This is a genomic window from Actinomadura barringtoniae (genome assembly GCF_017573505.1).
In the GTDB taxonomy this organism is placed as follows: Bacteria; Actinomycetota; Actinomycetes; order Streptosporangiales; family Streptosporangiaceae; genus Spirillospora; species Spirillospora barringtoniae.
Map to the genome: position 1 here is coordinate 182,995 of NZ_JAGEOJ010000007.1, position 25,616 is coordinate 208,610.

Below are 25,616 nucleotides of genomic sequence, written 5' to 3' on the forward strand. Positions count from 1 at the left end.
ACCGGGGTACAACCAGAGCGTGACCCCTCGCCAGCACCTCAGCAGCCAGCATCACAGGCCGACCCTCATCGAAGTGTCGTGGCCGCGCTGCTCGGTCGTGTACGGATGCACGGGCCGGGCGATGGAGCCCTTCAAGGGCTGCGCCGCCCACCTGCGCCCCGAGGAGCTGAGCCGGGTCACCCGGGCCCTGCGGCCGGGCGCCGACCTGGACCTGCGCGGCGTCACCGTCCCGGCCGACCTGCTCGCCGCCCTGCTGGACGCGGTCACCGGCCCCGACCGGCGCCCCCACCTGGGCCGTACGCGCTTCGACGGGGCCGTCCTGCCGCCGAAATCCTCACTGCGCGGGGCATGCTTCGAGGGCGACTCCTCGTTCGACGGAACGTGCTTCATGGGCAGCGTCTCGTTCTTCGACGTGCGGTTCCTCGGCCACGTCTCGTTCCGCGGGGTGCGCTTCGCGGGCAACGCCTCCTTCCACGGGGCGCGCTTCCAGCGGCACGCGTCCCTGGACGAGACCGTCTTCGCGGGTGACGCGCTGTTCAGCGAGGCCCGCTGGGGCGCGGACGCCTCGTTCGCCCGCGCGGTGTTCTTCGGTGCCGCCGCTTTCGATCGTGCCGACTTCGGCCGCGACGCCGAGCTGCAGGCCGCCTGTTTCGGCGGCGCGGTGTCGTTCCGGCGGGTGCGGGTCTCGCGCCATGCCCGGTTCGAACGCGCACGCTTCCGGCACGACCTGTGGCTGGGCCCGATGGCGGTCGGCGGGCGGCTCTGCCTGACCGACGTCGTCGCGCACGGCGGGCTGCGCGTCCACGCGGCGGCGCGCCACGTGACCGCCCGCGGCGCGACCGTACGGGGTGCGGCCGAGTTCCGGCTGCGCCGCGCCGAGCTCGATCTGGAGGGACTCGAGGTCGAGGGGCCGATGACCATCCGCACCCTCGCCCAGCCGATCCCGGGCGTACGCGAGCCCGAGACCACTGACGGCGAGGCCACCACGGTACGGCTGGTGTCGCTCCACCACACGACCGCCGCGTCGCTGGAGCTGGAGGACGTGGACCTCACCCGCTGCCGCTTCCTCGGCCTGGAGCTGCGCCAGGCCGACCGGCTGAGGCTCAGCGGCTGCTGTACGTTCTCCACCTCGGCCGGTAGCCGCTGGCGCCGCGGCGGGCGCGGCGGGCGGGCGATCCTCGCCGAGGACGCCGAGGACGCCGAGGATGTGGCCCCCGGGAGCGACGACCGGGAGCGGGCCCGCGAGCTCGCGGTGCTCTACCAGCGGCTGGCGTTCGCGACCGACGGCGGCCTGAGCAGGGACTTCCGCTACTGCGCGCTGGAGATCCGGCGCCGCACCGAAGAAGACCAGTGGCGTCGCCTGCTCCTCCAGCTCGCCTGGTTGACCTGCGGCTACGGGCAGCGCGCGGGCCGTACGGTCGCCTCGATGGCCGTCCTGGCCGTGATCGTGGGCGGCTTGATCGTCTACGGCGGGGTGTCGCTGCCCGGCCGCATGCACCGGCCGGTGACCGTTCATCCGCACGGCCGCCAGCACCGCGCGGCCAACCGCCATCCCGGCAGCCCGAACCCCACGCCGTCCCACGGCCACGAGCGGTAACGAGCGGCCGCGGTCAGGGATCACCGGCGGTCACCAGGGACCTACGCGTACCGTCGCGTACTTTTGTGACGAAGGTGACAACCGGGTCCCCGGAAACTGTCCGAAGTTCTCTTCAGGGTCACAGGGCGCCGGAGGAATCCTGAACCGTCGCGTCCGGCCGCCGGAGCCGGATGCCACAGGGAGGTCCGCGTGGGCGAGCCGACCGTATCGGCCATCATGAACCGGCCACTCGCCGACGTACCGGCGGAACTGGCCGACCCGCTCCGTCCCCACCTCGAGAAGGTCGCGGCCGAGATGGTCCGCGAGATCAAGGCGCTGGTCCCCGAGTACGCCAGGCCCACCGACAGCCCGTACGGCCAGCGGATGCAGTGGGCGGTCGAGCAGACCGTGACGCACTTCGTGGCGGCGTTCGGGCGCACGGACATGGAGTGGGGCACGGTCACAGAGATCTTCGAGGGCATCGGCAGCTACGAGGCGCGCAAGGGGCGCAGCCTGGACGGGCTGCAGACCGCGATCCGGGTGAGCGGCCAGGTCGCCTGCCGCCGGTTCATCAAGTCGGCCCAGAAAGAAGAATGGTCGCTGCAGACGCTCGGCCAGATCACCGAGTCGCTGTTCGTCTTCCTGGAGAAGATCGCGGGAGCCGCGGCGCGCGGCTTCGCGTCCGCGCAGGAGCGCCTGGCCACCGAGCGCGAACGGTTCCGCTGGCGGCTGCGCGACCTGCTCGTCGAGGACCCGCCCGCCAGCCACGAGGCGATCGTCGACCTGGCCCGTTCGGCCCGCTGGGAGCCGCCGCGCACGATGGCGGTCGTCGCCGTGCGGCCGCCCGAGGACCACGGCGCCCCGGTGCTGCCGCCCGCCGTGCTGGCCGACTGGCACGGTCCCGTCCCCTACCTGATCGTCCCCGACCCCGAGGGACCCGGCCGGGACGGGCTGATCGCCTCGCTCGTGCGCAACTGCAAGGCGGCGGTCGGGCCGACCGTACCGATGACCCGCGGGGCGCTGTCGCTGCGCTGGGCGGCCCGTGCGCTCTCGTTGGTCGAACGCGGCGTGCTCCCGGCCAAGGAGCCGGTCCGCTGCCTGGACCAGCTGCCCACGCTGGTGTCGGCGATGAGCGAGGAACTGATCGACGTCGCGCTGCGCGGCCGGCTGGCGCCGCTGATGGACCTGCCGCCGCACCGCCGCGAGCCGCTCGCCCGCACGCTCCTCACCTACATGGAGTCGCGCGACAACGCGGTAGCGGCGGCCGACCGGCTGCTGGTCCACGAGCAGACCGTGCGCTACCGGATCCGCCGCCTGGAGGAACTGCTCGGAGACGTGCTGTACGACCCCGAACACCGCATCGAGTTGTTGCTCATGCTGCACACCTGGGTCAATTTCGATCAGCTCTCGGAGGCCTCCGAACGGTGAGTCAATGATCCGTTCAAGGGGCAGCAGGTCTCAAATGTCAGACCTGTGGGTAATCATTCGCGGTATGAGCAGAGACAACCATTCGGGGTTGCGTTGCCCGCACTGCCAGGCGGCTCTCACGCTCGTTCCTGCCGCCCCCGGCAAGGCCTCCACGGCCACCGCCCCCGCGCCGATATCGCTCGTTCTGCGTGACGAGCAGTCGCCTCCGCCCGTCGCCGAGGTCCTGGCCGACTACGCGAGCCGCGTCCGCGACGGCACGACCGCTGCACGCGGCGCCGCCAAGGTCCGCGCCAGCCTCGACCGCGCCCGCCAGAAGGAGACCACGCGCCGCGCCACCCAGCGCGCCGCCCGCCAAGGCTTCCGCACCGCCTGACGCTCCGTCCCCTGCCCCTCAACCCCACGCCTGACCCTCAATCAGGGGGGCTACCAGCTGACCCAGCGGATCTCGTAGGGGCCCAGGTCCAGCGGGGTGCCGTTGATGGTGGAACGGGCGGGCTCGGCGCTGGTGTTGACGGCGAGCAGCTGCTGCTTCTGTGCGAGGGTCAGTACGGCCGGGTCGGACGATGTCGCCTGCACGAGGGGTGTTCCGGGCGGGAACCAGCGGGTGAAGTTCTGCAGCATCGTGAGCGTGGGCGTGCCGTTGTTCCCGGCCGCCGTCCCCGACCACAGGCAGCCGACGCAGTCCGCCTGGGTCGTGCTCTGCGGGCTCCAGTAGAACGCCGCCGAGGCCCCTGAACGGATGAACTGGATCAGGGCGGCGGCCTGCACGGCTCCCAGGCGCTGATCGGTCCAGGTGACGCCTTCCGGCTGGACGTACCACTCCGCCCACCAGATGGGCAGCTTGCTCTGCGTGCGCAGCCATTGCGTGACCGCGCCGAACTTGGCGAGCGCGGAGAACTCGTTCAGCTTCACGCCCGTCTGGTCCGGCAGTGAGCTGCCGTCCACCACCAGGAAGTCCGCGCCGACCTTGTTCTTGAGCCAGTACTCCACCGAGGAGAGGGCGCGGGGATCGACACTTCCCCAGGTTCCGCTGACCTGGCTGGTGGGACCTTGGCCGACGGCGTTACTGCTCATCGGAACGTACGGGCCGCCCACCTGGGCGCGCGGGTTGGCCTTCTTCACCGCCGTGTAGACCTTGTTGTAGAGGGTCGTGTAGGCGGTGTAGTCCCAGCGGCCCTGGTCGAAGAAGCCCTTGAACTCGTTCCAGACCATGAAGTAGCGCACGTCCGGGTAGCGGCGGGCGACCTGCGCCGAGAGGGCCGCGAAGTCGTCGTAGTGGGCGGCCGTGGGAGCGGTCTCGATCTTGGCCCAGTCGGTGGTCCCGGTGCCCCCGCCCTTCATCCAGTCGGGCGCGCAGCACAGCGTGATGACCGGGACGCCCTTGGTCTGGCGGATCAGCTGGACGCGCTTGTCGAGCGTGCCGAAGTCATAGCGGCCGGGCGCGGGCTCGGGATTGTCGGCGCCCCAGCCCATGATCGCCTGGTTCTGCGCGACCGGCTGGGCCGCGACGGCCGCCCGTTGCGCGGCGGCGCCCGAGGAGTCGGGAACGGTGTTCTGCGTGTGCGTGAAGCCCCAGGCAGGGCCGCTTCCGCCGCCCCCGACCGCGGCTCCGGCGCCCTTGGTGCCCGTCGTCGGGGACGAGCTGGAGTCGGAGCCGGCGAACGTGACGACGGCCGGAACGGCGATCAGGACCAGGCCTATGGCGACCGCAATGGCCACCAGCAGCCTTTTACGGCCCCCGCCGCCAGTCGGGACGCCTGGCCTACCGCCTGTCGTGACGTTCGGCGTGACGCCCGCTGAGAACGGCTGCGCACGCTTTTCTTCGATACCCACGAAGACCCCCTGTGACGCCACGGAGAGTGCCGGGGCGACATTTGCAGAGTGAACAGCGGGTCTGGCATGGCGATGGGGCAGCCCTGGGATTTTCCCGGCAGATTTTGGAACGAGCCATCAAGCCGTGAAGGGCTCACCCTCCGAAGCGGAATCGGGAATCGTCACCCGTACGGTCGTTCCGGCGCCCGGCTCGGAGAGAAGGTCGGCCCGTCCGCCGTGCGCGGCGGCGATCGCCGCGACGATCGGAAGTCCGAGGCCCGCCCCGCTCTCGCGGTTGTCACCGCGATGGAAGCGTTCGAAGGCCTGAGCGGCGTCCTGCGGGCCCATGCCCGGCCCGCGGTCGGTCACCTCGATCACCACGCCCTGCGGGGCGCGTGCGACCCGTACGCGGGCCGCCGTGCCCGCCGGGGTGTGGACGCGGACGTTGGCGAGCAGGTTGGCCAGCACCTGCCGGATCCGCGCCTCGTCCACGACCGCGACCAGCGTCTCGGGGGCTTCCAGCTCCCACGGGCGGTCGGGCTCGACGGCCATGGCGTCGGCCACCGCGTCGCGGGCGAGCGCGGCCAGGTCGGCCGAGGCGGGCTCCAGCGCGGAGCCGCGGTCCAGCCGGGCCAGCTCCAGCAGGTCGCCGACGATCCGGCTCATCCGCTGCGCCTCGTCCTCGATGCGGCGCATCGCGTCCGGCAGCTCGTCGGGGCCGAGTGCGCCGTGCCGGTAGAGCTCGGCGTAGCCCTGGATGGTGGTGAGCGGGGTGCGCAGCTCGTGCGAGGCGTCCGCGGCGAACTCCCGTACCCGCGCCTCGGACCGGCTGCGCGCCCAGAACGCCTGCTCGATCCGGTCCAGCATCACGTTGATCGCGGCGGCCAGCCGCGGCACCTCACCGCGCCGCCCAGGTTCGGGCATGCGCGCCCGCAGGTCGCCGCCGGTCGCGATCGACTGGGCGGTCGCCGCCATGTGGCTGAGCGGCCGCAGCCCGCTCTGGATCAGTTTGCGGCCGAGCAGCGCCAGCAGGGCGATCAGCGCCGCCGCGGTGGCGAGCTCGGCGATGACCAGGTTGCGGACCTCGGAGTTGATCTCGTTCAGCGGGGTGGCGACCACGACCACGCCGCCGTTGCGGGTGCGCCCGTACCGCGCCACCGCACGCTGCCCCGCCAGGGTGAACGGCTTGGAGTTGGCCGCGCGCTCCTGGAGGCCGGCGAGCCCGAGCGCCTTGACGGCGGCGACCGCCCGCCTCGGGTCGGGCTGGTCGTCGCTGCGTACCCGCACCTGACCGTCGGGGGTCACCTGGAGGACGATGAACGCCACGGGGGCGATCCCCTCCGCCGGGGTGCCGGGCTGCTGGGTCAGCCTGATGACGGCGCGATCCCGGCCGGCGACCAGCTGGGCGTCCACCCGGTCCATGAGGTAGTTGTGCAGGAAGAACGCGCTCACCAGGCCGGTGATCACCAGCCCGGCGAGCGTCACCGCCAGCAGCCCGGTCATGAGCCGGGCGTTCAGCGTCATCCTGGGCCCCCGCGGGAACGGGGGTTGCTGCGAGGGGTCCTGCGGAGCTGCCTGGTGAGGCGAACTCATGCCCGGAGCGCGCTCATGCTCGGAGCGCGTAGCCCACGCCGCGCCGGGTGTGGATGAGCGGCGGCCCGAGCGGATCGAGCTTGCGCCGCAGGTAACTGATGTAGGTCTCCACCACCTGGCCGTTGCCGTGGTGCTCCCAGCCCCACACGCTCTCCAGCAGCTGGGCGCGCGTGAGCACCCGGCCCGCGTTGCGCATGAGGTAGGCCAGCAGCCGGAACTCGGTGGGCGACAGCTCCACCTCGACGCCCGCGCGCCGTACCGTCCAGCGTTCCTCGTCCAGCTCCAGGTCGGCGACCCGCAGCACCCCGTCGGACCCGGCCGCCGCGCCCGCCGGGGCCGACGAGCGCGGCTCGATCCGGCGCAGCACGGCGCGGACGCGGGCCACCAGGGCGTCGATGGAGAACGGCTTGGTCACGTAGTCGTCGCCGCCCAGCGTGAGGCCGGTGACGGTGTCGGACGGGGTGTCCCGCGCGGTCAGGAAGATCACCGGGACCTCGTCGCCGGAGGCGCGGAGCCGCCGGCAGACCTCGAAGCCGTCCAGGTCGGGCAGCATCACGTCGAGCAGGATCAGCTCGGGGCGGCGCTCCCTGGCCTCGCGCAGCGCCTCGGCACCGGTGGCCGCGAGGACCGGTTCGAAGCCGTGGAAGCGCAGCGCCACCTCGATGAGGTCGCGAATATTGGCCTCGTCGTCGACGACGAGTACCCGCCGCACATCCTGGCTCATCGGCTCCTCGCCGGGTCCGTAATCCTCTGCGGACTCGACGTTACTGTAACCGCCCGTAGAGGTCTGCCACCCCGAGCCGGATTCGATCAGCTCCGCCTCGCTCAGCTGTGACTCGGGGTGGGCGTCGCCTTCGGCCGCTGCTTCTGCCGGTTCGGGTCGGGGACCCTGACCAGCTTGGCCGTGCGGGTGGCCCCACTCTGCTCGCCCCACACCATCACCTTGTCCCCGTTCGCCAGGTCCGTCGTCGCCGACTTGGCACGGTTCTTGCGCACCTTGGTGTCACCCGTGGTGGTCCACTGCCAGGTGGCGCCGTCCTCGCTGCGCACGGTCAGGACGTTGCCCGAACGCCCGGTGACCTGGCCGCGCTGCCACGCTACCTGCAGAAACTTGCCGTTGCGCTGCACGGTCATCTCGCCGTGCAGGCCGCGGGCCGAGCCGCGCAGGCCGTGCCGCCAGCCGTGCCCGCCCTTGTTTCCCTTGTCGCCCTTGCCGTGCGGCGAGGCCGTCGAGGAGCTGGACGGGCTGGGCGACGGATTGGCCGCCGCGGGAACCGCTATGTACAGGCCGAGGCCCGCCAGACCGGCGACGCCGACCGCGGCCACTCCCGTCTTCGCGTTGAGTTTCATGGCGTACAGCAAACTCCGCGCCGCTGGCAATCCACCCGGCTCACACTGGGAGAACACTGGGAAGGCCCTGAGCCGGCGAGCGGTTCAGTCATCGCCGCGCAGGTTCCGGTTGAGCTCGTCGCGGAAGCTCAGGAACTCGTCCTCGCTGTCGGTGAACCGCGTGATCCGGTGCTTCGGGTCGGTCGCGACGAACCACAGCCAGTCGCCGTGCGCGGGCTTCATGGCGGCCCGCAGGGCGGGCAGGCCGGGGTTGGCAATCGGCCCGGCCGGCAGCCCCGCGACCCGGTAGGTGTTGTACGGCGAGGCGACCTTGGTGTCGTTCTCGGTGACGTGCAGCGTGCGGCGGCCCTGCGCGTACAGGACGGTCGTGTCCAGCTCCAGGCGCTTGTGCTCGGTCAGCCGGTTGTCGATCACGCGGGCGATCTTCGGGTAGTCGGAGTCCCGGCCGCCCTCGGCCTGCGCCAGGCTCGCGAGCACCACGGTGTCGCGCGCCCTGGGCGACTTGGGCAGCCCGATCCCGGCGGCGACCTGGCGGAACTTGATCACCATCGCGTCCAGCAGCGAATGCGCGGTGGCACCCGGCTCGATGTCGTAGGTGGCGGGGAAGAGGAACCCCTCCAGCGTCCCGGCGGCGTACGGCGGCAGCCGCAACTGCTCGGGATGCGCGGCGACGGCGCGGAAGTCGGCGAGCGGGATCTTGGTCTTGCGGGCCAGCAGGGCCAGCGTCTCGTCCAGCCGCAGCCCCTCGGGAACCGTGACCCTGGACTGGATCTTGTTCTTGGGGTCGAGCAGCAGGCCCATGGCGTCGGCGGCGGGCAGTTGCTTGCGGAGCCGGTACGAGCCGGGGTGCAGCACCTTGCCCTTGGGCCCGTCGGCGGCGTCCACGAACGCGTCGACGCTGGCCACCACGCCGCCGCGGCGCAGCGTCTCGCCGATCTCGGTGAGCGACGACCCGGCCGTGATCTTGACGACGGTGGCCGAGCCGCCCGAGCCGGAGTAGTCGTTCGGCGTCAGCAGGATCTTCGCGCCGCCCGCCAGCAGCAGCACCCACACGCCCGCGACGCCGCCGATCAGCAGCTTGCGCGGCACCCTCGCGGTGAGCCGCGACACCCATCCCTCGGACACCGGCGTCTCCTCCGCCCAGGTCACACCCAGGTCCGCCAGGCTCGCGGTGACCTCCGCGGGCGCCGCCGGGCCTGCCTGGGGCACGGTCTCGGGGGGCGTTGGTGATTCGCCGGGGGCAGCGGTGGCCGCGACGTTCGCTGAACGCGGCTTCATCGTCCAGCGGGCGGCGACGCCGAAGGCGAGCAGCGCGACCAGCAGCGACCCCGCGTACAGCGTGGCCATGCCGTCCGGCAGGCGCAGCATGACCAGCAGCACCGACAGCGCGGCCCCGATGCCGATCAGCACGAGCGGTCGCGGGATCCGCACACGCACTCTCGGAACGGAAATCCGCGGTTTGGTGACCGCCGCGACCGGCTGCGGCGTCGCAGGCACGGGCTCCGGAGCGGGCGCGGGGGCCGGTCGGTCGGCGGCTCCGATCGGCACGCTCTTCAGCAGCGGATCCGGCGCGTCCGGAACGAGCCGGACCATCGCCTCGGGCCAGGCCTGCTGCGCGTCGTTCAGCACCTCGCCGGGCGGCGCGGAGATCGTCTCGACGCCCGTCAGGCCGCGCGCCTTGAGGTCTTCGAAGAAGGAACGCTGGTCCTCGACCGCGGTGATGCCGAGCACGCGCCGTTCCCCCTCCTCGCCGACGCCCGCCGTGATCAGGACGCGGTCGTTGTCGCGCGACACCGACCTAGCGACGACGAGCGTGGGAAAGGCCGGCTCCGGCCCGGTCTCACGCCGGTGGAACTCCTCGGCGTAGGTGCGCAGCGCCGACGCTACGACCGCCAGGTGCTCGCCGGACGCGACGCCGGCACCCAGCGAATCGACGAGATCACGGATGTCGTCGGCATCGGGAGCGTTCACCAGCGCCGCCGCCGACGCGGCCGCGATCAGCCGCCCGCCCTTCAGGCCCGACTCCAGCCAGGCGGGCTCGTAGGCGCTCTTGCGCAGCTTGGGCGCGCGCAGCTTGATGCGATGCAGACCCGAGTCCCATGTCACGGTGCGATGGCCGTTGCGGTGGTCCTTGCGGTCGGGGCTGCGGCGGCCGAACGAGGCGCCGCACAGTTCGTCGGCCTCGGCGGACATCAGCGCCTCGGCGAGAACCCGCATCCCGGACGCGAGCAGTGCGGGCTCGCCGACGTCGACGCGCCGCGCGAGCCACCAGTCCGAGTCCGTCATGAACAGCGGTTTCTCCAAGCCGAAAGATCTCAACGAGGGAAGAGGTACCCGGATCGGCGCGCTCCGCGCAGGAAGATCATTTCAAGTAAGGGTCAAGAACCGTGAACGCCCGGCACCGGACACGCGACGGGGCACGCGGACGCTCCCGCGTGCCCCGCTTCGATACGCGACCGGCTCGACTCAGTGCTGCTGCCAGTCCTGGCCCTGCTCGCGGGCCTGGTCGCCCTGCTCACGGGCCTGGTCACCCATGTTCTCGCCCGACTCGCGCGCCTGGTCGGCCATTTCCTCGCCGCTCTCGCGCGCCTGGTCGGAGCCGCCGCTCAGCCGCTCGCGCGCCTGGTCGACGGTGTCCGACGCCTTCTCCTTGGCCTGGTTGGCGGCGTCGCCCGCCTTGTCCTTGGCCTGGTCGAAGATGCCCATGATCGATGTTCCCCCTCATACATCGGTACATCGGTACGCCATGTGGTGCACCAGCACGGATGTGCCAAAAGGTGTCCTACCCGGCGTCACCTTGTTTCCAGGCCTATGAACCGAAGATCTTGCTATGCGGTTGTTTGGGGTCTGTTTGGCCGATGTGGCGGGTGCTGTTCGAGCAGCTCGAGGGCCGTTTCGATGGCCTTCTCCAGCTGCGTGTCATGCCCCGCGGCGTAGTCCTGCGGCGCGATGTCGACCTCGATGTCGGGGTCGGTCCCGTAGTTCTCCAGCCGCCAGCCGACGTCGTCGAACGCGAAGGAGAACTCCGGCTGCGTGGTCAGCGTCAGGTCGGCGAGCCGGTGCCGCGGCAGGATCCCGACCACCCCGCCCCACGTGCGCCGGCCGATGAGCGGGCCGAGCTTCAGCCGCTTGAACGAGTGGGCGAAGACGTCGCCGTCCGAGCCCGTGAACTCATTGATGAGCCCGACCAGCGGCCCGGCGGGCGACTGCGGCAGGTAGGGCGTCGGCACGCCCCAGCGCGGATGGTCGAAGCCGAGCCTGGGCCGTGCGAGCTTCTCCAGCAGCAGGCTCGACACGTGCCCGCCGCCGTTGAACCGCGCGTCCACGATGAGCGCGTCGCAGTCGTACTGCGTAAGGTAGCCGCGGTGGAACTCGGCGAACCCGGTGGCCTTCATGTCGGGGATGTGCAGGTAGCCGACCCGCCCGCCGGTCCGTTCGCACACCAGCCGCCGGTTGCCGCTCACCCAGTCGCGGTAGCGCCCCGGCCGTTCGTTGCGTACGGCCCGGACGGTGACGCGCGTCGGCGCGCGGTCGCCTCGCTGCAACGTGAGCTCGACCTCCTGCCCGACCTGGTTGACCAGGTGCTCCTGCGGATCGGAGAGCCCGAGCCCGACCGGCTGGCCGTTCACCGCGAGCACCGCGTCGCCGGGCAGCACGTCGATGCCGGGAACGTTCAGCGGTGAGGTCGCGAGCGCGTCCCACGGGTCCCCGTGCACGATGCTCTCGATCACGTAGCGACCGGTCTCCAGGTCGATCGACCAGTCCACGCCGAGGTGCGCCTGCGGGTAGATGGTCTGCGGCCGGTACGCGCCGCCGCGCTCGTACGCGTGCGAGGTGCCCAGCTCACCCTGCATCTCCCACAGCAGGTCGGAGAACTCGCTGCGGGTGCTGACCCGGTCGACCAGCGGCAGATAGCGCTCATACACCCCGTGCCAGTCCAGCCCGGACATGTCCTCGCTCCAGAAGTGCTCCAGCTGCAGCCGCCAGGCCTCCCGGAACATCTGCCGCCACTCGCTCTCCGGGCTGATCGACACCTTCACCCGGGACAGGTCGATCCAGCCGCTCGCCCGACCCGGCCGGTCGCCGTCCGGCAGGTCCTTGCCGGCCGCCGCGACCCGGATCCTGCGGTCCGCGCGGTAGACCAGCGTCGTCTCGTCCCGCGCCAGCCAGAAGTCGTTGATGTTGCTGGCCAGCTGCTTGTGCTTCTGGTCCTTGAAGTCGTACGCGAGCAGCGCGCTGCTCAGCAGGGTCTCGCCGCGCACGCCCTCGATCGGCTGGTACGACAGCAGCACCCGGGCGGTCCCGCGCACCCCGGCGACCCGCGCGTACCGCGCCTCCGGAACGGGGAACGCGACCACCCGCCGGTCGATCCCGTTGAACTCGATCTCCACCGTGGTCGTCTCGCCCCGATCGACGTCCTTGCCCTCGGGCGGGGCGAGGAACGGCGAGGGCACATCGGCCCGGAGTGCGACCGCGTACGGGAGCGTGCCGAGCGGGAAGCCCATCTCGAACTGCAGCGAGTCGGAGATCGGATTGAAGACCCGGGCGCCGATGAAATAGAGCAGCTCGCCGTTCGGGTCGAAGGACGGCCGCCGGTCGCGCAGCACCGGCTCCAGCAGGATCCGCGACTCGCGCGTCGCGACCCGGCACACCTTGATGGCGGTCGTCTGCGCGGTGTCGGGACAGGTGTAGGCGAGCCAGCGGCCGTCCGGTGACCAGGCCGGGTCCTCGATGGCGCCGAACGGGCTGGCGTCCAGCCGGATCGCGGGCGCGGCGGGGTCGGCGGCGTGCACCAGGAGCAGCTCGTTGCGGTGGTTGGTCAGCGCCACCTGGTCGCTGGTGCCGGGCGCGACGGCGAGTGAGGTGACGCGGCCCGTGTCGGCCTCGAACTCGGCCGGCGCCCGTTCGCCGTCGGCGGTGAGCAGCACGAGCCGTTCGCGCGCGCCGTCGTCGCTCGCCGCGGCGATCAGGCGGCACCGGTCGTTCAGCCAGGTGAGCAGCCGGTAGCGGACGCCGGTCGGGGCGCCGTGCCGCCGCACGGGACCGGCCCAGTTCCCGAACGTGAAGGCCTTGCCCCGCGTGGTGATCGCGAGCCCGGTGCCGTCGGGGCTCGGCGTCACGCTGTCGAGGTATTCGGCGGCGTCGGCGAACCGCCTGTGCCGCTGCGCCCGCGACGATCCCAGCCGGATGTCGATCCGGCGGGATCCGGCCGAGGCGTCGTCCGAGGCGCCGTCCGCCGGGTCGAGCAGGAAGATGTCGCCGCCCGCGTGGTAGACCAGCCGCCGCCCGTCGCTCGCCAGGTTGCGCGCGTAGAAGTCCTCGTGGTCGGTGTGCCGTCGCAGGTCCTCGCCGCCGACCGTGCACGAGTAGACGTTGCCGACGCCCTCGTGGTCGGAGAGGAAGAAGATCCGGTCGCCGATCCAGCAGGGCGCCGCGATGTTGCCGTCCAGGCGCGGCAGCCGCTCGAAGCTGCCCTCCCCGCTGCGGTCGATCCACAGGTAGCCGGTCGTGCCGCCGCGGTAGCGCTTCCATCGGGCCGGGTCGGCGGTGTTGCGGCCTAGCACGACGCCGCCGTCCGGGCCGTACGAGACGGAGTTGGCCGGGCCGTACGGCAGCCGTTCGGGCGGCGCGTGCCCCTCCGCGCCGACCCGGTGCAGCCAGCGCATGGTGGCGAACGGCTGCCCGGCGTCGCCCGCGTAGACGACCATGCCGTCCGGGTCCCAGCCGACGACGCGGCATCCGGCGCCCTGGTAGGTGAGACGCCGCGCGGCGCCGCCCGACAGCGGCATCACGTAGACCTCGTCCGGGCCCTCTTCGCTGCCGACGAACGCCACCTGGGACGCGTCCGGGGAGATCCGCGGATGCCCGACCTCGGCCGGGGTGGCGGTCAGCCGCCAGGCGCGCCCGCCCTCGACCGGGACGAGCCAGAGATCGTCGTCGGAGACGAAGACCACGAGCTCGTCCAAGATCGCCGGATACCGCATGTACTCAGGCACATGAGGAGTTCTTCCCCGGTCGCGGCCAGTAATCGCCCCTGGTCAGACCCAAGAACGGTCGAGGAAATCGGCGATCAGCGGTGCGATCTCGGCGAGGTTCTCCTCCAGGGCGAAGTGGCCGGTGGGAAACACGTGCAGCTCAGCGTCCGGAAGGTCGCGCAGGTAGGCGCGGGCACCTGGCTCGGGGAAGAACAGGTCGTTACTCCCCCAGGTGATCAGCGTCGGCGGCGCGTACTCGCGCAGCCAGGCCTGCCACTTGCCGTACTGCCCAACGTTGGAGTGGTAGTCGAACGCCAGGTCCACCTGGGCCTCCTTGCGTCCAGGGAGGTCGAGGAAGTGCTGGTCGAGCGTCCATCCGTCCGGCGCGATGGTCTCCGGGTCGCTCGTTCCGCCCTCGTACTGGCCGCGCGTGCCCTGCAGGGTGAGCAGGCCGCGGATGGTGTCCTCGGCGCCCGGGTGCTCTTGACGCAGGGCCACGAAGTCCCGCGCACCCTGCGAAAGGCCTTCCTCGTAGGCGTTTCCGTTCTGCACGACCAGGCCCGCGATCCACTCGGGGTGCCGCAGCGCCAGCCGGAAGCCCACCGGCGCGCCGAAGTCGAAGAGGTAGGCGACGAACCGTTCCACGCCGAGTTCGCGCACGAATCCCTCGGTGATGTCGGCGAGCCGGTCGAACGAGTAGGTGAAGCCCTCGGGCGCCTCGGTGTGCCCGAAGCCGGGGTAGTCGGGGGCGATCAGCCGGTAGCGGGCGCCCAGCACGTCGATCAGCCGCCGGAACTGGTGCGACGCGGACGGGAAGCCGTGCAGGAGCAGCAGGACCGGGGCCTCGTCCACCACCGGCACCGACTCGCGATAGAAGACCCGCACCCCGTCGACCTCGACGAAGCGATGAACGGTGCGTGCGACCAGGGGGAACGTCATCTTCACATGCCTTTCAACGGCTTTGATGCATTAGTTCTAGCGTTCGCATCCTAATGCGTCAACCCAGTGAGTTAGAATTAGTTCCATGAGCGAACCGCTGATCGGCGAGCCCCTGGCCCTCGACCTGGTCAACACCCGCCACGCCGAGGGCGACCATCTCGACACCCCAGCGGCCCTGCGTTCCTGGCTCCAGCTCCAGGCCGAACGCCTCCCCGAGCCCGTCCCCGGCTCGCTCACCGACGCCGATCTAGAGGCCGTGCAAGCCGTACGGCAGCACACCGCGACCGCCCTCGGCCACGCCCGCAACGGTGAAGCGCCACCCGCCGCCGCGCTCCGCGCGCTCGCCGAAGCACAGGCCGCCGCACCCGCCGTACGCGAGCTGACCTGGGACGGCGCGAAGGTCGCCGCCGCGCCGCGCAGGTCAGGCCCGTACGGCAGCCGCCTGGCCGCGCACCTCGCGGAGGCCGCCGCCGACCTGCTCACCGACCCGAGGCTCGGCCAGGTCCGCGCCTGCGAGGCCGACGACTGCGTGATGCTCTTCCTGCCCGCGCACCCCCGCCGCCGCTGGTGCTCGGCCGCCCGCTGCGGCAACCGCGCCCGCGTCGCCCGCTACTACGAACGCCACAAGGACTCTTGACGATCACGCCGTCTCAGGGAGACTGGTCCGGTGGTCAAGACCCTGCACCCCCGCAGCTACAACGACGTGTTCTACGTCGGGCACTTCTTCCGCAGGGGCATCGCGGTGCTGATGGACCTCTCCGAGATGAGCGACAAGGACGCGACGCCCCTGGTGGACTTCGCCGCCGGCCTCATCATCGGGCGGGGCGGCGCGATGGAACGCGTGACGCCCAAGGTCTTCCTGCTGATCCCCGAGGCCAGTTGAGCGGTTACGCCCGGAGCGCCGAGGACCTTCCTCCCCGGATCGCGCGCGGCATGCTGTGGACCGCGCTCGGCCTGCTGCTCCTCGTCCGCCTGCTCGTCTGGACGGACGACGGGGTGCCCCCGGAGTCGATGGCGCTCACGGCGGCGCCCTATCCGCCGCTGATCCTCATCCTGATGCGGCGGTGGCGCGCCCGTCCCCGGGTCCGGTACGGGGCGCTGGTCGCGCTGGCGGCGCTGTCGTTGCTGCCGTTCGCCGTGATCGGGACGGGCTGGGAGTGGCTGCCTTGGCCGGTCGCGGCGGGGGTGCTGTGCGTGCTCCCGATCCGGGCGGCGTTGCCCCTGTTCACGGCGATCCTCATCGCCACGGGTGCCGGGGGCGTCCTGGCGGGTGAGGCGGCCGACGCCTGGCACTGGCGGGTGTCGGCCACCGGGATCGACTCACTGATCGTCTTCAGCCTGTACGCGCTCGCCGCGATGGTGACCGACCTGCACGCCGCCCACGATGAGCAGGCCCGGCTGGCGACGCTCCGGGAACGGCTGCGGGTGGACGGCGAACTGCGCGCGACGGTGGACGCCGACCTGCGGGACATCGCCGGTACGCTACGGCGCGCCGCGCAGCGGGCCGCGAGCGCCGAGCCGGGCCTCGCACGCGACGGCCTTCGCGAGGCCACCGCCACCGCCCGCCGGGCCCTCGCCGGCATCCGCGCCACGGCGAGCGGCTACCGGGCCGCCGTGCCGCTCGCGTCGACGCCGATCCGATCGCCCCGGCTCGCGCGCCTGATCCTGCTCGCCGTGCTGCTCCTGCAGGCGGAGAAGGCCGTGACGCGCGTCTGGGTCGTCCCCCGCGACCGCCCGCTGCTGTTTCTCGTGATCCCGGCCCTGACCGGCGCGATCGTGCTGTTCATGCGGCCACCATCGCCATGGCGCGTCGCGCTGATCGCGCTGCTGGTCGTGCCGCTCGCATGGCCCGGCGCCGTGCTCGCCGAGCCACTGGCCGGGGTGTACCAGTTCTGGGGCTTCCTGATCGGTGCCGCGCTGGTCGGGATGCGCCCGCCGTGGTCCTGGGCGGTCGTGGCGGGCGTGTTCGGCCTGACCATCCTGTTGTTCTTCTTCCCGCCCCCCGTACCGAGCCTGCCGGGAGCCGCGGCGAACCTGATCTCCGAGATCATCCTGGCGTGGGTGGTGTACACCCTGACCCGGCTGGCGGACCTGGTGGTGCTGCTCCGGCGTGCCCGGGACGACCTGGCGCGGGCGGCGGTGACCGCCGAACGCACCCGGATCGGCCGCGACCTGCACGACGTGCTCGGGTTCAGCCTGTCGGCGGTCGCGCTGCGGGGCGAACTCGCCGCCACACTGGTGGAGCACGATCCGGAGCGAGCGCGGAGCGAGGTCGCCACGCTCATCGAGCTGGTGGAACGTTCCCGATCCGAGCTCGGCTCGATCACCAGCGGCCGGATCCGCTTGCTGCTGAGCCGCGAGGTCGACTCGGCGCTGGAGGTGCTGGCAGCGGCGGGCGTCGACGCGGACGCGCGGGTGGAGACCGGTGCGCTCCCGGTCGCCGTCGACACCGCGCTGGCGGCCATGCTGCGGGAGAGCGTGACCAACGTGCTGCGGCACAGCGACGCGCGGACCTGCGCCATCACGATCACCCGCGGGCCCGGCGGGGTCGTACGGCTGTCGGTGGTGAACGATGGTGCCGCCTCGGCGGGGGTTCCCCGGCTCGGATCGGGGCTGAAGGGGCTCGCGGAACGGAGTGGCGGGCGGCTCAGCGCCGGGCCGCGGCCGGGTGGGCGCTTCGAGGTGGTGGCGGAGTTCGACGGGCCCGCCTCAGATCCAGCCGGCCTCGGTGGCGATGCGGATGGCGTCGACCCGGTTGCGGGCGTCCAGCTTGGTGACCGCTGACGCGAGGTAGTTGCGGACGGTCCCGTACGTCAGGAAGAGCCGTTCGGCCACCTCCAGCGGCTGCGCGCCGGTGGCCGACAGCCGCAGCACCTCGGTCTCGCGCTGGGTGAGCGGGCTCGGCGGCGCCTGGAGCGCGGTCAGCGCGAGGGCAGGGTCGACCACCTGGCCGCCGCCCGCGACCGTGCGGATGGCCTCGACCAGGTCGGCAGGCCGGATGTCCTTCGGCACGAACCCCGCGACCCCCGCGTCCAGCGCCCGCCTCAGCTGCCCCGGCTTGCTCAGCGCGGTGAGGATGAGGACGCGGCACGACGGCAGCCGCTCGCGCAGCGCGCCGGCCGCCGTGATCCCGTCCAGCTCGGGCAGGTCAATGTCGATCACCGCGACGTCGGGGCGTTCGCGTTCGGCGGCGGGCACGATCTGGGCGCCGGACGCGACCTGCGCGACGACCTCGATGCCGTCCTCCAGGCTCAGCAGCTCGACCAGCGCCTCGCGCAGGAGGTGCATGTCCTCCGCGATCAGCACCCTGGTCATGGACCTCATGATCGCTCACGGATGTGCGAAATGCATATGACGCTCATGACAGCGGCACTGTGAGGCCGCGCCCCGGACCATCGATGATCTTCATATGACTCAGGGTGTGCGGGCGACGGCGACCACGGCGTCGGTGAGCGCGGCGGCGTACGCGTCGGTGAGCTTGCTCGTGTCCAGCAGCAGCGCGTACCACATCGGGCCGAAGACCAGGTCTATCAGCAGGTCGTCGCTCGGGTGGGACACCTCGCCGCGTTCGCGCGCGTGGCCGAGGATCTCGCGGACGGCGTCGCGGCGGTGGCTGATGAGGCGTTCGTTCAGCAGCGCCGTGAAGCTCTCGTCCTGGAGTGCCTCGGCCGCCAGGGCACGGTTCAGCACGCCGTTGATGCCGCGCTGGCCGGCGAAGGTCTCCTCGAGGAGGGCGAGGAGGTCTTCGCGCAGGTCGCCGGTGTCGGGTGTCGGCAGCCTGGTCTTGGCGAACGTCGCCAGGGCGTCCAGGATCACCTCGCCCTTGCCTGCGTAGCGGCGGTAGATCGCCTGCTTGGAGACGCCGCTGCGCGCGGCGATGCCCTCCATGCTCACGCCCTTGTAACCCTGCTCCTCGATCAGCTGGAGCGTGGCCTGGCGGATCGCGTCGTCGACGGCGGGATCGCGGGGTCGTCCGGTCATGCGACAGCAGACTACTTGACATACGCACCGTTCCGTATTGTAATTGCAATACGCACCGCACCGTATTGGAAGGAGGATGTCGTGCGAACCTCGTCCACTCCCGCGCTCCTGGCGCTGTCGCTCGGCTACTTCAGCCTGGGCACCGCGTCGCTGGCCGTCATCGGGCTGAGCGCGCCGATCGGCGCCGACCTGCATGTTCAAGCGGCCACGGTCGGCACGCTGGTCACCGTCTTCGCGCTGGTCTTCGCGATCGCCGCGCCGGTCGCCGCGATCGCGCTCGGCCGGATGTGCCGCAAGCGGCTGCTGCTCCTCGGGCTCGCGCTGATGATCGTCGGCGGGGTCGGTAGCGCCGTCGCGCCGAGCTTCGGGCTCCTCACCGCGGCCCGCGTCGTGGCCGGGCTCGGCGCGGCGATCTACGGGCCGGCCGCCTCGGCCGCCGGGTCGCTGATCGTTCCGCCCGAACGGCGGCCGCGGGCACTCGCCACGGTCTTCGCCGGGATGACCGCCGCGACCGTGCTCGGCGTCCCGGTGGCATCCTCGGTCGGCGGCGCGGTCGGCTGGCGCTGGGCGATGGCCGGTGTCGTCGCCCTCACGGCGGTCGCGATGGGGATGCTGGCCTGGCTGCTGCCGCCCATCGAGCCGGGCCCCGCGCCGACCGCCCGCGTCTTCCGCGACGTGCTGCGCACCCCGGGCACGCTGCCGATGGTGTCGACCACGCTGCTGGTGCTCGCCGCGCAGTTCACCGTGTACGGCGTCGCCGGCGCCTACCTGGCCGAACGGTTCGGTGCGTCGCAGACGATGGTGTCGCTCGTGCTGTTCGTCTTCGGCGCCATCGGGATGGCGGGCAACGCCACCAGCGCCCGGATGTTCGAGCGGCTCGGCGGCGCCCGCACCATCCTCATCACGCTGGCCGGGCTCGCCGTGACGTTCGCCGCGCTGACCGCCACGCCCGGAACGCTCGGGCTCGGCATCGCGATCTTCGCCTTCTGGGCGTTCTTCAGCGCGACGTTCATGTCGCCGCAGCAGGCGCGACTGGTCGAACTGCTCCCCGAGCAGCGCGGCATCCTGCTGGCGCTGAACGCCTCGGCCCTCTACCTGGGCATGAGCCTCGGCAGCCTGATCGGCAGCGGCCTGCTCCCCGGCCTCGGCGCCCGCTGGCTCTCCGCCCTCGCGTTCATCCCCCTCGCGCTCGCCTTCGCGGCGCACGCGGCCTCCGACCGGCACGGCCGCCGGTCCGCCGAGACCGCGCCCCAAGTCCCCGCACTCACCACCAACTGAGCTGAAAGGCCCTTTGACATGTCACAGCTGATCCGCGACTACATCGAGACCGTCTGGAACCAGGGCCGCACGCAGGAGGCGGGCCGCTTCCTCGCCGAGAACCTGATCCAGCACAACCCGAACCTGCCGGACGGCCGCAAGCCGCTCGTCGAGTTCATCGACGGCTTCCGTGTGCAGCTTCCCGAGGCCCGCTTCGAGATCCGCAGGCTCGCCGCCGACGGCGACCTGGTCTTCATCCACAGCCTGTTCACGGCGCAGCCCGGGCACCGGGGCGTCGCGGTGGTCGACATCTTCCGCATCGAGGACGGTCTGATCGCCGAGCACTGGGACCTGCGCGAGGACGTTCCCGAGTCCACCGCCAGCGGCAACGAGGTGGTCTGACATGGTCATGGCTCTTGAGGGCAAGGTCGCCATCGTCACCGGCGCCGCCACCGGGCTCGGCGCGGCCATCGCGGTCGAGCTGGCGGCACGGGGAGCCTCGGTCGTCGTCAACCACCTCCCCGAGCAGGCCGAGCAGGCCGCCGAGGTCGTCGCCCGCGCCAACGAGGCGAGCGGCGGCGGCAAGGCGGTCGCGGCCGTCGCCGACATCGGTGACACCGAGCAGCTCGGCTCGCTCTTCGAAACGGCGACGGCGCGGTTCGGCGGCGTGGACATCCTCGTCAACAACGCCGTGCTGCCCGTGCTGAAGCCGATGGCCGAGGTCACCGAGGAGGAGTTCGACCGCAGCTTCCGGGTGAACGCCCGGGCACCGTTCTTCGCGATGCAGCTCGCCGCGCGGCACCTGCGCGACGGCGGCCGCGTCGTCAACATCTCCTCGCACACGACCGGGCTGTTCTTCCCGCGCTACGGCCTGTACGACGGCGCCAAGGGCGCGCTGGAGCAGTTCTCCCGGGTCTTCTCCAAGGAGATCGGCGAGCGCGGCATCACGGTCAACGTCGTGTCGCCCGGCCCGACCGACACCCCCGAGTTCCGCACGCGCCCGGCGGACTTCATCGCGAGCCTGGAGAAGATGACCGCGATGGGGCGCATCGGGCAGCCGGAAGAAATCGTCAAGGTGGTCGCCTTCCTCGCCTCCCCGGAGGCGAGCTGGGTGACCGGCCAGAACATCCGCGTCAACGGAGGCGTCGTATGACCCCTGCTCCGACCCCTGTTTCCGAGCAGACCATCCTCATCACCGGCGCGACCGACGGGCTCGGGCGCGGTCTGGCCAGGACGCTGGCCGCGCAGGGTGCGGCACTGATCCTGCACGGCCGGAACGAGGCCAAGGGCGCGGCGCTGCTCGCCGAGTTGCGGGACGAGACCGGCAACGACCGGCTGTCGTTCGAGCGGGCCGACTTCGCCTCGCTCGCCGAGATCCGCGACCTGGGCGAACGCGTCGCGGCGCGCGACCGGCTCGACGTGCTGGTCAACAACGCCGGCATGGGCGTCGAGCTGGCCAGGCAGGACAGCGCGGACGGGCTGGAGCTGACGTTCCAGGTCGACTACCTGGCCACCTACGTCCTGAGCGGCATGCTCACCCCGCTGCTCGCCCGGTCCGCGCCGGCGCGCGTGGTCAACGTCAGCTCCGCCGGGCAGGCGCCGCTGGACTTCGACGACGTGATGCTGGAGCGCGGCTGGGACGGCGTGCAGGCGTACTGCCAGGCCAAGCTCGCGCAGATCATGCTCACCGTGGAGCACGCCGAGGTGCTGCGCGGCGCGGGCGTCACGGTGAACGCGCTGCACCCGGCGTCGTACATGCCCACCAAGATCGTCACGCAGCTCTTCTCGGTGCAGAGCACGCTGGAGGAGGGCGTGGAGAACACCGCGCGGCTGGTGACCGATCCCGGCCTGGCCGGCGTCACCGGCGTGTACTTCAACCGGTCGCGGGAGGCACGCGCGAACAACCAGGCCTACGACGCCAAGGCCCGCGCCCGCCTGCTGGAGCTCAGCGAACGCCTCACCGGCGTCGCGTTCCCGCGCGGCTCCTTGACCGCCGGGTAAACGGAAAGTTTCCTCCGCGTTCCATGGTGTTCCGGAGAGGATTGAACGATCATTGGTGAGGCCTGGCATGGACGGGCCTCACCAATGGTGCGGGGGCGGACGGAAGGACACCGCGTGAGCGCCGACGACCGCGACCCGTTGCCGGAGATCACGCTGCCGAGCGGCGACACCATGCGGGCCGCCTCCCGCTACGCCGACGTGCGGCAGGTGCTCGCCGACCCGCGCTTCAGCCGTCGGCTGCGTCGCTCGGACCCGCGGATGGCGCGCGGCGCCGACGTCAGCGACGACCAGTACTCCCTGCTCAACATGGACCCGCCGCGGCACACCCGGCTCCGCAGGATCGCGGCGGCGGCGTTCACCCCGCGCCGGGTCGAGAGCTGGCGGCCGCGCGTCGCCGCCATCGCCGCGGAGCTCGCGGCGGACATGGCGGCTGCGGGACCGTCCGCGGATCTGGTCGGCGCGTTCGCGTTCCCGTTGCCGGTCCGCGTCATCTGCGAGCTGCTCGGCGTGCCCGAACGCGATCGCGAGCAGTTCCGGCGCTGGTCGGACGCCGCGCTCACGATCTCCACCGCCGACGGTGCCCAGCGGCTGGCGGCGGCCCGCGAGTTCCGGCAGTACGTGACCGCGCTGCTCGCCGCGCGGCGGGCGGCGCCGGGCGACGCGCTGATCGACGCCCTGCTGGACGCGCAGGACGAGGACGGCGCGGTGTTCAGCAAGGACGAGCTGGTCAGCCTGACCGTCACGCTGATCGCCGCCGGGCACGAGACGACCGCGAACCTGATCGGCGCGGGCGTGTTCACACTGCTCAGCGAGAATTCGGCAGGCTCGTCACCCGCGCCCATGAGCGACGGCGTGGTCGAGGAGCTCCTGCGCCACGACAATCCGGCCACGTACGCGATGCCGCGTGTGGCGACCGAGGACGTCGATCTGCCGTCAGGGCGGGTCCGGGCGGGCGAAACCGTACTGCCGCTGCTGACCGCCGCGAACCGCGACCCGGACGCCTACCCGGCGCCCGACCGCTTCGATCCCGCGCGTGCCGGGGCCGTGCCGCATCTCTCGTTCGGCCATGGCCCGCACTTCTGCCTGGGCGCCGGGCTCGCGCGCCTGGAGGCGGGGGTCGCGCTGACCGCGCTCTTCACCGCGATGCCCGGCCTGGAGCTGGCCGTCGCACCCGAGGACGTGCCGTGGCGCAGCGGCGGGCTGATCGCCGGGCCGAAGAGCCTGCCCGTGCGCTGGTAGATCCGCGGAACGAATGCGAAACGGGCCGGTGGAGGTCTCCACCGGCCCGTTCCAGGGTCGTTCAGTCGTTCAGCCGGTGACCGGCAGGTTGCTCTTCACCGGGACCGGCGCGGGCGCCTCGACGGCGGAACCGGCCGCCGCCGCGGGCTTGCCGCAGGTCGCGGACGCGACCCGGATCGCCTCGGTCTTGCCGGCGAGCGGCAGGTCGACCGCCAGGGCCGTCACCCGCAGCCGCCCGTCGGGCAGGCGCTCCTGCTTGTTGAGCGTCACCGCGACGGTCCCGAGGCCGCCGGGCAGGCGGACCGGGATCGAGCTGTTCGGCGCCGGGGAGGCGTCCAGGGCGGTGCCGGCGATGGCCGCGCCCGCGAGGCGGGCGGTGCCGGTCGCGCCGGTGCAGGTCGCCGAGATCGCCTCGGCGGCCAGCGCGGCCTCGGGAACGCGCAGCCTGGCGATGTGCGAGTGCGCCTGGTCGGCGGCGGCCTTGACGTCCAGCGCGGACGCCGTCAGCAGGCCGGTGCTGCCCTCGCGCAGCAGGCTCTTGCTGACCGGGGCCGTGGACGACGAGGCGACCGCGGGCACTGGCGAGATCGCGACCGGGCCGATGACGGCGAGGCCGAACGCCGAGCCGATCGGGTCGGCGGCCTTGGCGGTCGCGGGCCTCGGGGCCGCGCTGGCGGAGCCCGCGGGCATGATCGCGGCGGGCAGGAGACCGGCCGCGACGGCGATCAGGCACGCCCTTCTCGCCGCGCCTCCGGTGAGCCTCTTGTTGCGCATGTGTGTCTCCGTTCGCTTATGGGCGGCTGAGCTGAGTCAGCCGGTGATGAGCACCAGGGACCCCAAGGGCACCCTGGCCAGTTGCTTGAGCGCCCCCTCCGGCACCCGCACGCAGCCGTGGGTGACGGCCTTCCCGAAGACCGAACGGTCCGGCCAGCCGTGCAGGGCGACCGTGCCCGGACCCCCGCCGAAGCTGTCGAGCGTCGCCGAGTGCGTGCCGAGCGGCAGGACCAGCCGCCCGCCGTCCTGCTTGAGCATGGCGAGCACGAACGTGCGCCCGGCAGGCGTCGGCGTCTTCGGGCCGCCGACCGCCACCTTCCAATGGCCGACGGGACGGCCCGCGTGCAGCAGCGTGAGCATCCGCCTGCCGACGTCGACCTTGACCAGGTACGACGTGTGCGCCCGCTGAAGGCCCTTGCTCTTGGTCGAGATCCAGCCGCTCGCGGCGTTCGGGCGGCTCGGGAGCAGCACGTGCGCCCAGTCACCGCTTTCGGCCACCACCGGAACCCAGGTCGCGCCCCCCAATTGGCTTGTGGGCAAGGTCGCGAACGCCTTGCCGCCCGGGCGGTCCAGAACCGGCACCGGCGCGGCGGGATGGACGACCAGCCCGCCGTTGTCCCCCGCCGGCCCTTGGTCGGCCGGCGCGCCTTTGACGGTCGTGAAGGTGGTGGAATCGGAAAGCCGGTCCGCTGGCCTGGAAACGGCGGCATGACCGCTCGCCCCCTGCGAACAGGCGGCCATCAGCGGCGATGCCATGGAGAGTGCCGCGGGCAGGGCCAGGGACAAAAGGGCCTTGCCCTTACGCACTGAAGCCTCCAGGGGTGCATGCAGTTCCCTTTTTTGAGAGCAGGGGAACGGCATTTACGGTCACCATGCGCAGGATGCTAGCCACAGAACACTGGGCACGTGGCCATACTCGGTAAATGACGAAGATTCTTTGCCGCATGACAAGTATCCATCACGGGCAATGTCCATTATTTGTTGTATTGATGGGATATTAAGAATGCCTCTACCGTTTTCCCGGCGGGTGAGAGGCCGAGTCCGGTCGTCGCGCCGCTGATCGCGCGGTCGCCGGTCTGGGGTCCGGCGAGGGCGCCCCCACCTGCGCGTTCGACGTACCCTGGGCAATTCGGAGGGTTACATTTGCCGTACGGCAACCAGCGTTGACGGGAGCGGGATTGGCGTCGACGACGGAGGCTTTGCCCCGGCCGGGGCGAGGGATGGCCTCAGGCGGGGAGAGAGAACGGGTTGTCGGGCGCCTCCGCGCCGGCGCCCGCGTCCGCGCCGCCCGGCGAGGCCGCCTCGCCGAACTGGCTGAGCCCCCACAACAGGGCCGCCTGCGCCGGGGCCGACATCGACTCCAGCACCTGCGCCAGGTCCTGGCGGCGGCGCACCTTGAGCCGGTCGAGCAGCGACTGCCCGTCCGGGGACAGGCGGATCGTGACCTCGCGCCGGTCCTTGCCCGGGTCGCGCAGCAGCAGGCCCGCCGCCTCCAGCCGGTCGCAGAGGCGGCTCGCCGAGGAGACCAGCGCCCCCATCTCGGCCGCCAGGTGGCTGACGTTCATCGGGCCGCGCTCGAGGATGAACAACACCCGAAGCTGGGTAGCGGGCACCGGAACGTCCGAACCGTTGTGCGCACGCGACCAGACCTCGACCAGGCGCTCGGCCACCTCGTCAAGGGCAGCAGCCGA

24 protein-coding genes are annotated in these 25,616 nt (G+C 71.8%); 11 read left to right on the top strand and 13 right to left on the bottom strand.

Annotated elements, in window-relative coordinates:
• Positions 1–19 precede the first annotated feature (19 nt).
• The 3 genes from J4573_RS18460 (at position 20) to J4573_RS18470 (ending at position 3,377) form a co-directional block, all read left to right on the top strand.
• Positions 20–1,597 carry a pentapeptide repeat-containing protein gene (locus J4573_RS18460; RefSeq protein ID WP_208256920.1) on the top strand — a complete coding sequence of 526 codons (1,578 nt, stop codon included), beginning with the start codon at positions 20–22 and terminating at the stop codon, positions 1,595–1,597.
• Positions 1,598–1,786: 189 nt separating this feature from the next.
• The gene (locus J4573_RS18465; protein WP_307796689.1) at positions 1,787–3,004 is read left to right on the top strand and encodes a PucR family transcriptional regulator; all 1,218 of its coding nucleotides are present in this window, start codon (positions 1,787–1,789) and stop codon (positions 3,002–3,004) included.
• Between the two features lie 64 nt (positions 3,005–3,068).
• The gene (locus J4573_RS18470) at positions 3,069–3,377 is read left to right on the top strand and encodes a hypothetical protein (protein WP_208256922.1); all 309 of its coding nucleotides are present in this window, start codon (positions 3,069–3,071) and stop codon (positions 3,375–3,377) included.
• Positions 3,378–3,427: 50 nt separating this feature from the next.
• Here J4573_RS18470 and J4573_RS18475 read toward each other — a convergent pair whose 3' ends face one another.
• The 8 genes from J4573_RS18475 to J4573_RS18510 form a co-directional block, all read right to left on the bottom strand.
• A complete protein-coding gene (locus J4573_RS18475; RefSeq protein ID WP_208256924.1) occupies positions 3,428–4,723 on the bottom strand; it encodes a xylan 1,4-beta-xylosidase in 1,296 nt (431 codons plus the stop codon).
• Between the two features lie 231 nt (positions 4,724–4,954).
• A complete protein-coding gene (locus tag J4573_RS18480) occupies positions 4,955–6,340 on the bottom strand; it encodes a sensor histidine kinase (protein ID WP_208256926.1) in 1,386 nt (461 codons plus the stop codon).
• An 82-nt stretch (positions 6,341–6,422) separates the two neighbouring features.
• A complete protein-coding gene (locus J4573_RS18485; protein ID WP_208256927.1) occupies positions 6,423–7,133 on the bottom strand; it encodes a response regulator transcription factor in 711 nt (236 codons plus the stop codon).
• 101 nt (positions 7,134–7,234) lie between these two features.
• Entirely contained in the window at positions 7,235–7,759 is a 525-nt protein-coding gene (locus J4573_RS18490) for a DUF5666 domain-containing protein (RefSeq protein ID WP_208256928.1), read from the bottom strand.
• 84 nt (positions 7,760–7,843) lie between these two features.
• Positions 7,844–10,045, bottom strand: coding sequence for an endolytic transglycosylase MltG (gene mltG / locus J4573_RS18495; RefSeq protein WP_208256929.1), 2,202 nt, complete (start codon positions 10,043–10,045; stop codon positions 7,844–7,846).
• 180 nt (positions 10,046–10,225) lie between these two features.
• A complete protein-coding gene (locus tag J4573_RS18500; protein WP_208256930.1) occupies positions 10,226–10,465 on the bottom strand; it encodes a F0F1 ATP synthase subunit B family protein in 240 nt (79 codons plus the stop codon).
• A 122-nt stretch (positions 10,466–10,587) separates the two neighbouring features.
• Positions 10,588–13,755: a S41 family peptidase gene (locus J4573_RS18505; RefSeq protein ID WP_208256931.1), complete on the bottom strand. Its 3,168-nt coding sequence runs from the start codon at positions 13,753–13,755 to the stop codon at positions 10,588–10,590.
• Positions 13,756–13,797: 42 nt separating this feature from the next.
• Positions 13,798–14,673, bottom strand: coding sequence for an alpha/beta fold hydrolase (locus tag J4573_RS18510; protein WP_208256932.1), 876 nt, complete (start codon positions 14,671–14,673; stop codon positions 13,798–13,800).
• 85 nt (positions 14,674–14,758) lie between these two features.
• Here J4573_RS18510 and J4573_RS18515 point away from each other — a divergent pair, with 85 nt between their 5' ends.
• Genes J4573_RS18515 through J4573_RS18525 form a run of 3 tightly spaced genes read left to right on the top strand, consistent with a single transcriptional unit; the run spans position 14,759 to position 17,457 of the window.
• A complete protein-coding gene (locus J4573_RS18515) occupies positions 14,759–15,310 on the top strand; it encodes a CGNR zinc finger domain-containing protein (RefSeq protein ID WP_208256933.1) in 552 nt (183 codons plus the stop codon).
• Between the two features lie 30 nt (positions 15,311–15,340).
• Positions 15,341–15,556 carry a cell division protein SepF gene (locus J4573_RS18520; protein ID WP_208256935.1) on the top strand — a complete coding sequence of 72 codons (216 nt, stop codon included), beginning with the start codon at positions 15,341–15,343 and terminating at the stop codon, positions 15,554–15,556.
• Positions 15,553–17,457: a sensor histidine kinase gene (locus tag J4573_RS18525; RefSeq protein ID WP_208256936.1), complete on the top strand. Its 1,905-nt coding sequence runs from the start codon at positions 15,553–15,555 to the stop codon at positions 17,455–17,457. Before J4573_RS18520 ends, J4573_RS18525 begins: the two co-directional genes overlap by 4 nt.
• Here J4573_RS18525 and J4573_RS18530 read toward each other — a convergent pair.
• Together J4573_RS18530 and J4573_RS18535 are read right to left on the bottom strand one after the other, a co-directional pair.
• A complete protein-coding gene (locus J4573_RS18530; protein WP_208256939.1) occupies positions 17,383–17,988 on the bottom strand; it encodes a response regulator transcription factor in 606 nt (201 codons plus the stop codon). The genes J4573_RS18525 and J4573_RS18530 overlap by 75 nt on opposite strands.
• Positions 17,989–18,087: 99 nt before the next feature.
• Positions 18,088–18,654 (bottom strand): TetR/AcrR family transcriptional regulator, encoded by a 567-nt coding sequence (locus J4573_RS18535; RefSeq protein ID WP_208256940.1) that lies wholly within the window; start codon positions 18,652–18,654, stop codon positions 18,088–18,090.
• Between the two features lie 81 nt (positions 18,655–18,735).
• Here J4573_RS18535 and J4573_RS18540 point away from each other — a divergent pair, with 81 nt between their 5' ends.
• The 5 genes from J4573_RS18540 (at position 18,736) to J4573_RS18560 (ending at position 23,151) form a co-directional block, all read left to right on the top strand.
• Complete coding sequence (locus J4573_RS18540; protein ID WP_208256942.1) at positions 18,736–19,932, top strand: MFS transporter; 1,197 nt, start codon at positions 18,736–18,738, stop codon at positions 19,930–19,932.
• 18 nt (positions 19,933–19,950) lie between these two features.
• The gene (locus J4573_RS18545; RefSeq protein WP_208256944.1) at positions 19,951–20,313 is read left to right on the top strand and encodes a nuclear transport factor 2 family protein; all 363 of its coding nucleotides are present in this window, start codon (positions 19,951–19,953) and stop codon (positions 20,311–20,313) included.
• Position 20,314: 1 nt separating this feature from the next.
• Positions 20,315–21,064: an SDR family oxidoreductase gene (locus tag J4573_RS18550; RefSeq protein ID WP_208256945.1), complete on the top strand. Its 750-nt coding sequence runs from the start codon at positions 20,315–20,317 to the stop codon at positions 21,062–21,064.
• Positions 21,061–21,912 (top strand): SDR family NAD(P)-dependent oxidoreductase, encoded by an 852-nt coding sequence (locus J4573_RS18555; protein WP_208256947.1) that lies wholly within the window; start codon positions 21,061–21,063, stop codon positions 21,910–21,912. The genes J4573_RS18550 and J4573_RS18555 overlap by 4 nt, the downstream gene beginning before the upstream one ends.
• Positions 21,913–22,026: 114 nt before the next feature.
• Complete coding sequence (locus tag J4573_RS18560; protein ID WP_208256949.1) at positions 22,027–23,151, top strand: cytochrome P450; 1,125 nt, start codon at positions 22,027–22,029, stop codon at positions 23,149–23,151.
• A gap of 69 nt (positions 23,152–23,220) precedes the next feature.
• On the opposite strand, the gene J4573_RS18565 is transcribed toward J4573_RS18560, so the two are convergent.
• The 3 genes from J4573_RS18565 to J4573_RS18575 form a co-directional block, all read right to left on the bottom strand.
• Positions 23,221–23,925: a choice-of-anchor P family protein gene (locus J4573_RS18565; protein ID WP_208256951.1), complete on the bottom strand. Its 705-nt coding sequence runs from the start codon at positions 23,923–23,925 to the stop codon at positions 23,221–23,223.
• Positions 23,926–23,961: 36 nt separating this feature from the next.
• Entirely contained in the window at positions 23,962–24,732 is a 771-nt protein-coding gene (ldt-CoaP, locus tag J4573_RS18570; protein ID WP_307796690.1) for a L,D-transpeptidase, read from the bottom strand.
• A 419-nt stretch (positions 24,733–25,151) separates the two neighbouring features.
• Entirely contained in the window at positions 25,152–25,595 is a 444-nt protein-coding gene (locus J4573_RS18575) for a MarR family transcriptional regulator (protein ID WP_307796691.1), read from the bottom strand.
• Positions 25,596–25,616 lie beyond the last annotated feature (21 nt).

What these genes read in the sequence shown, in the direction of transcription:
- J4573_RS18470 (WP_208256922.1), top strand. Translation starts at nt 3,069, where the DNA reads ATGAGCAGAGACAACCATTCGGGGTTGCGTTGCCCGCACTGCCAGGCG.
- J4573_RS18515 (WP_208256933.1), top strand. Translation starts at nt 14,759, where the DNA reads ATGAGCGAACCGCTGATCGGCGAGCCCCTGGCCCTCGACCTGGTCAAC.
- J4573_RS18530 (WP_208256939.1), bottom strand. Translation starts at nt 17,988, where the DNA reads ATGACCAGGGTGCTGATCGCGGAGGACATGCACCTCCTGCGCGAGGCG.
- J4573_RS18485 (WP_208256927.1), bottom strand. Translation starts at nt 7,133, where the DNA reads ATGAGCCAGGATGTGCGGCGGGTACTCGTCGTCGACGACGAGGCCAAT.
- J4573_RS18550 (WP_208256945.1), top strand. Translation starts at nt 20,315, where the DNA reads ATGGTCATGGCTCTTGAGGGCAAGGTCGCCATCGTCACCGGCGCCGCC.
- J4573_RS18500 (WP_208256930.1), bottom strand. Translation starts at nt 10,465, where the DNA reads ATGGGCATCTTCGACCAGGCCAAGGACAAGGCGGGCGACGCCGCCAAC.
- J4573_RS18490 (WP_208256928.1), bottom strand. Translation starts at nt 7,759, where the DNA reads ATGAAACTCAACGCGAAGACGGGAGTGGCCGCGGTCGGCGTCGCCGGT.
- J4573_RS18555 (WP_208256947.1), top strand. Translation starts at nt 21,061, where the DNA reads ATGACCCCTGCTCCGACCCCTGTTTCCGAGCAGACCATCCTCATCACC.
- J4573_RS18535 (WP_208256940.1), bottom strand. Translation starts at nt 18,654, where the DNA reads ATGACCGGACGACCCCGCGATCCCGCCGTCGACGACGCGATCCGCCAG.
- mltG (WP_208256929.1), bottom strand. Translation starts at nt 10,045, where the DNA reads ATGACGGACTCGGACTGGTGGCTCGCGCGGCGCGTCGACGTCGGCGAG.
- J4573_RS18545 (WP_208256944.1), top strand. Translation starts at nt 19,951, where the DNA reads ATGTCACAGCTGATCCGCGACTACATCGAGACCGTCTGGAACCAGGGC.
- J4573_RS18565 (WP_208256951.1), bottom strand. Translation starts at nt 23,925, where the DNA reads ATGCGCAACAAGAGGCTCACCGGAGGCGCGGCGAGAAGGGCGTGCCTG.
- J4573_RS18480 (WP_208256926.1), bottom strand. Translation starts at nt 6,340, where the DNA reads ATGACGCTGAACGCCCGGCTCATGACCGGGCTGCTGGCGGTGACGCTC.
- J4573_RS18510 (WP_208256932.1), bottom strand. Translation starts at nt 14,673, where the DNA reads ATGACGTTCCCCCTGGTCGCACGCACCGTTCATCGCTTCGTCGAGGTC.